Consider the following 4,625-nt stretch of genomic DNA (forward strand, 5'->3'; position numbering starts at 1 on the left):
GTGTCGGTGTCGGCCTCGAACCACTCCCGGTGCAGGAGGCGAGCGACATCACCGCGGCGCGCGCGGTCGTCGAGGCCGCCGCTCGCCCGAACGGCGGGCTGTGCGTCGATTCGTGGCACCTCGAACGCGGGGGAGCGAGCTGGGACCAACTCGAGGCGTTGCCGTCCGACCTGGTGACGTCGATCCAGATCAACGACGGCACCGTCGTGCCCGAACACGACCACTACATCGAGGACTGCCTGTGGAACCGACGGCTCTGTGGCGAGGGAGAATTCGACCTCGATCGCTTCGTCCGAACCCTCGATCGAATCGGTTCGAACTCGCCGTACTCCGTCGAGATCATCTCCACCGATCTGTCCGCGCAGGACCCGTTCGACGTCGCGAAACGCATGGCCGACACGACCCGCGCCACGATCGCCGCCGCTCGACGATGACCCCGGCCGAATAAGACGCGTCGCGTCGTCCGGCGCCGATGCTGGTCGGCGTTCGTGCGCCCACCACACTCGTGACATGGAAGGTTCTCTGTCCGGTCAGGTCGCGCTCGTCACCGGTGGCGGTTCCGGAATCGGTCTCGAATGTGCTCGCGTGCTCGCGGCGGACGGAGCCACCGTGGTCGTCGCCGGTCGCGACGAGGACCGCCTCGCGTCGGCACGAGACGAACTCGTCGCCGCGGAGCGCGACGCGCAGGTCATCACGTCCCGATGCGATGTCACCGTGGAGGCCGATGTCGAAGCGACGTGTGTGCGAGCCGCCGAGGCCGGCCGCTTCTCGATGGTGGTCGTCAATGCCGGATACGGATCGGCCGCGCCGTTCCATCGAACGACGCTCGACGAGTGGAACGGTGTCCTCGGGACGAACCTGACCGGTGCGTTCCTGACGATGCGGACCGCGGCTCCGCTGCTGGTCGCGGCGGGTGGTGGGTCGATCGTCGCCGTGTCGTCGATCGCTGCGACGGCCACCCACAGGTTCATGACGCCGTACTGCGTGTCGAAGGCGGGCCTCGAGATGCTCGTCAAACAGGTCGCCGACGAACTGGGCCCGGTCGGAGTCCGAGCGAACGCTGTGCGGCCCGGTCTCGTGCCGACCGAAGCGACAGCGGCGATGATGTCGATCCCCGATGTCGTGGACGACTACCTGAACCAGATGCCGCTCGGTCGAGCCGGGACGACAGGCGACATCGCCGGCCTCGTGCGCTTCCTCGCCGGTCCCGAGAGTTCGTGGATCACCGGGTCGTGCATCAGCGCCGACGGAGGTCATCACCTCCGGCGCGGACCCAATCTCGACTCGATCATGGACATGCTGCACGGCGACGATGCGTCACTCTCAGCGCCCGCTGAGCCGCCAGCGTGACGGGAGCGACACACGCGTCGGGTCGACCCGCCGTAGCCTGGATGTTTCGTCGGTCGATCTGACCGGTGGGCGCTGATCGGAATCTCTGCTCCGGCCGTAGCGCTGTGATTGAAGCAGAAATCGAAAGCAGTCCCCCATGACCAACCTTTTGGACGCGTCCGCGTCCGATGTCTCCATCGACGTCTCCTTTGCCGATCTCGGCCTCCCCGCTCCGATGGTCGAACAGCTCGAACGCGCGGGAATGTCCACCCCGTTCGCCATCCAGGCGGCCGTGATCCCCGACACGCTCGACGGCCGCGACATCGCCGGCCGCGCCCCGACCGGATCGGGCAAGACCCTCGGATTCGGGCTGCCGATGGTCGCCCGCCTCACCAAGGCCAAGTCGAAGCGGCCGGTCGCACTCGTCCTCGCACCGACCCGCGAGCTCGCCGAGCAGATCATGGCCGAGCTCACCCCGTTCACGAAGGCGATGCGCATGTATGCCACGTCGATCTACGGCGGTGTCGGCTACGGCAATCAGAAGAACGCCCTGAACAAGGGCACCGAGCTGGTCGTCGCCTGCCCGGGACGTCTCGAGGACTTGATGCAGATGGGCGCGATCGACCTGCGTGATGTCGCGACCGTCGTCATCGACGAGGCCGACCAGATGGCCGACATGGGCTTCCTGCCCGCGGTCCGCCGGATCGTCGGCCAGACCCGTGACGACCGCCAGGTGTTGCTGTTCTCGGCCACGCTCGACGGCCCCGTCGCCAAGCTGATCAAGGACTTCCAGCACGATCCTGCGTTCCATGAGGTCGGCCCGAAGGGTCCCGACATCCACGCCGCGCACCACGTCTTCTGGCAGGTCGATCGTACCGAGCGCAACCAGAACGCCGCGGACGTCATCGACCGCTGCGGATCGACGATCGTGTTCACCCGCACCCGCCACGGCGCCGACCGTCTCGCGAAGCAACTCGCCAAGCTCGGCGTCTCCGCCCAGCCGATCCACGGTGGTCGTAGTCAGAACCAGCGCGACCGTGCGCTCGACGCCTTCAAGCAGGGCAAGGCCGATGCGTTGATCGCGACCGACGTCGCGGCACGCGGCATCCACGTCAACGGCGTGTCCGCAGTGATCCACTACGACCCGCCGGCCGACGGCTCGACCTACCACCACCGGTCGGGCCGCACCGCCCGCGCCGGCGAGACCGGCATCGTCGTCTCGTTCGTCGAGCCGGGGACGAGCAAGGACGTCAAGAAGCTCCAGCGCGACGTCGGAATCCAGGTCGACGTGACCGATCCCGATGTCGACGACCTTGAGGTCGCCGTGCTCCTCTCGGGCAACGACGACCGGGCGACCCGACCGGCCGTCGCAACCGCAACCCCGCGCACCGAGGCTCCGAGGCAGGTGCAACCGAAGAACGAGACTCCGAAACGCGAGCGCGTCGAGAGCAACGCACCGGTTCCGGCCGGACAGGAGCTCGGCACGGTCAAGTTCTTCAACGCCAGCCGCGGCTACGGCTTCATCGTTCGTGACGGCGGTGGCGACGAGCTGTTCGTCCACTTCTCGAACATCGAGACCGACGGCTTCAAGACCCTCGACGAGAACGAGCGCGTCACGTTCGCCGTGGGGCAGGGCAAGAAGGGCCTCGAAGCCCGCAACGTCACCGTTCGCTGACCGGCAACGGTCAGCCGGGGAGGCCGCAGACGTCGAAGTTGTTGCGCACCGGGGTGAGCCCGGCCGCCTCGGCCCGGTCGCGGAATTCCGCGAGTCCGGGTTGGGCGGCCATCCAATCGAGCCGTTCCTGTTGCTCGGCCCGGTCGGGCTCGAGGTCGAACACGTAGGCGCTGAACGCCTCCGCGAAGTCCTCCTCGGGGTGGCTCGCGGCGTACGCGCCGAAGAAACCGGCGTCCTCGTCGCAGCGTTCGACACCGTCCGCGTGGCTCGGTTCGTCGACCGGATCGATCTGGTCGATCAGGCCGTCGCCCCAGAACGCCTCGATCCATCGGAACATCAGTGAGTCATCGAGGAAGCAGCCCTCGCCGTTGTCCCACGTGGCGCAGTTCTCGCTGGCTTCGACCGTTCGATCGAGCTGCCACGGCATCGATGTGAACACGTGCGCGAACTCGTGCGCAATCGTGAGCAGCGCCTCGGCCGGGTCGTCGACGTAGCTCTCCAGGTTGATCGACATCTGGAACGAGCTGCCGTCGTCGTCGAGGGCGTTGACGAATGCGAGCGTGATCTCGTCCCCCGGTTCGTCGGCGTCGAACGCCGCGAAGATGCCGAGGTCCGCGAGTTGCTCCTCCGGCGCGATGGTCGACAACGTGTCCCACGCATCGATGAGTCGGGCGTCGCCCTCGCCGAGACACACACCGCCGAGTGCTCCGTCCACGACGAGGTAGGCGGTGCTGAACGAGTAGACGTCGTCGGCTCCGAGCGCCTCGGCGCTGCACTCGACCGCGACGGGATCCCGGGAATCGTTCACGGTGGTGTTCGTCGTGTCGGATTCGGCAGCGGCGACGGTCTCGAAGGTGGTCGCGTCGCCTGCGGACCCCACGCGGCAGCCAGCTACGGCGAGCGCCGCCGTCACCGTGATCGCCGACAGCTGCCCACCCCGTCGTCGTCGCATCACCGCATCGCCCGTCATTCGACCGGTTGTGTATCACGCCGATCCGACCACCATGTTCATCGGTGCCAGGCACCGACGTGCATGTTCGGTGGCTACGGTCGCGTCGTGCACGATGATCGGGAGCTCGCCGAACGCCGGATCGCCCGCGAACTGTGGGATCGCGTCCTTCCACTCGTCCATGTCGACCGGATCCCGCTCGATGTCCGGGCCGGACCCACGCCCGACGACGTCGAACCGTTCGAGGTCGGTTCCCCGTGGGGCACGCCATGGGGAACGACGTGGTTCGCTCTGACCGGCTCGATCCCGACCGACTGGATCGAGCGCGGACCCACCCACCGCGTCGAGGCGATCATCGACCTCGGATTCATACGCGATCCGGCCGGATTCCAGGCGGAGGGGCTGGTGGTCGAGCGCCGTCCGGACGGAAGCTGGACACCGCTGCAGGGGATCCATCCGCGACGTACGAACTACCTCATCGATCCGGTTCCCGCCGCCGTCGACCTCCTCGTGGAAGCCGCGTCGAACCCGACGTTCCCGCAGTTCGCGCCATCGTCGCAAGGCCTTCCCGAGACGGCGTCGACCAAGCCGATCTACCGCTTCCGCACAGCGGACCTCGTCCTCGTCGACATCGAGACCGAAGCACTCGTTCACGATCTCGACGTGCTCGAC

At 67.4% G+C, this 4,625-nt stretch carries 4 protein-coding genes and 1 pseudogene; 4 read left to right on the plus strand and 1 reads right to left on the minus strand.

Annotation, left to right across the window (positions count from 1 at the left end; genetic code table 11):
* The 3 genes from WBV89_RS17295 to WBV89_RS17305 form a co-directional block, all read left to right on the plus strand.
* Positions 1-434: sugar phosphate isomerase/epimerase family protein (locus tag WBV89_RS17295; RefSeq protein WP_423982584.1), on the plus strand; the 434-nt coding region annotated here is incomplete at its 5' end.
* A gap of 76 nt (positions 435-510) precedes the next feature.
* Entirely contained in the window at positions 511-1,350 is an 840-nt protein-coding gene (locus tag WBV89_RS17300; protein WP_423982585.1) for an SDR family NAD(P)-dependent oxidoreductase, read from the plus strand.
* 136 nt (positions 1,351-1,486) lie between these two features.
* A complete protein-coding gene (locus tag WBV89_RS17305; protein ID WP_423982586.1) occupies positions 1,487-3,004 on the plus strand; it encodes a DEAD/DEAH box helicase in 1,518 nt (505 codons plus the stop codon).
* Between the two features lie 10 nt (positions 3,005-3,014).
* On the opposite strand, the gene WBV89_RS17310 is transcribed toward WBV89_RS17305, so the two are convergent.
* Complete coding sequence (locus WBV89_RS17310) at positions 3,015-3,974, minus strand: hypothetical protein (RefSeq protein WP_423982587.1); 960 nt, start codon at positions 3,972-3,974, stop codon at positions 3,015-3,017.
* Positions 3,975-4,061: 87 nt separating this feature from the next.
* Between WBV89_RS17310 and WBV89_RS17315 the strand changes: the two are divergent.
* Positions 4,062-4,625 (plus strand): annotated as a pseudogene (locus WBV89_RS17315) (alpha-mannosidase); the annotation flags it as partial.

It is taken from the genome of Ilumatobacter sp., assembly GCF_049588435.1.
In the GTDB taxonomy this organism is placed as follows: domain Bacteria; phylum Actinomycetota; class Acidimicrobiia; order Acidimicrobiales; family Ilumatobacteraceae; genus Ilumatobacter_A.

Bases quoted from the DNA above. Each gene is read 5' to 3' on its own strand.
- WBV89_RS17310 (WP_423982587.1), bottom strand. From the start codon at position 3,974: ATGACGGGCGATGCGGTGATGCGACGACGACGGGGTGGGCAGCTGTCG.
- WBV89_RS17300 (WP_423982585.1), top strand. From the start codon at position 511: ATGGAAGGTTCTCTGTCCGGTCAGGTCGCGCTCGTCACCGGTGGCGGT.
- WBV89_RS17305 (WP_423982586.1), top strand. From the start codon at position 1,487: ATGACCAACCTTTTGGACGCGTCCGCGTCCGATGTCTCCATCGACGTC.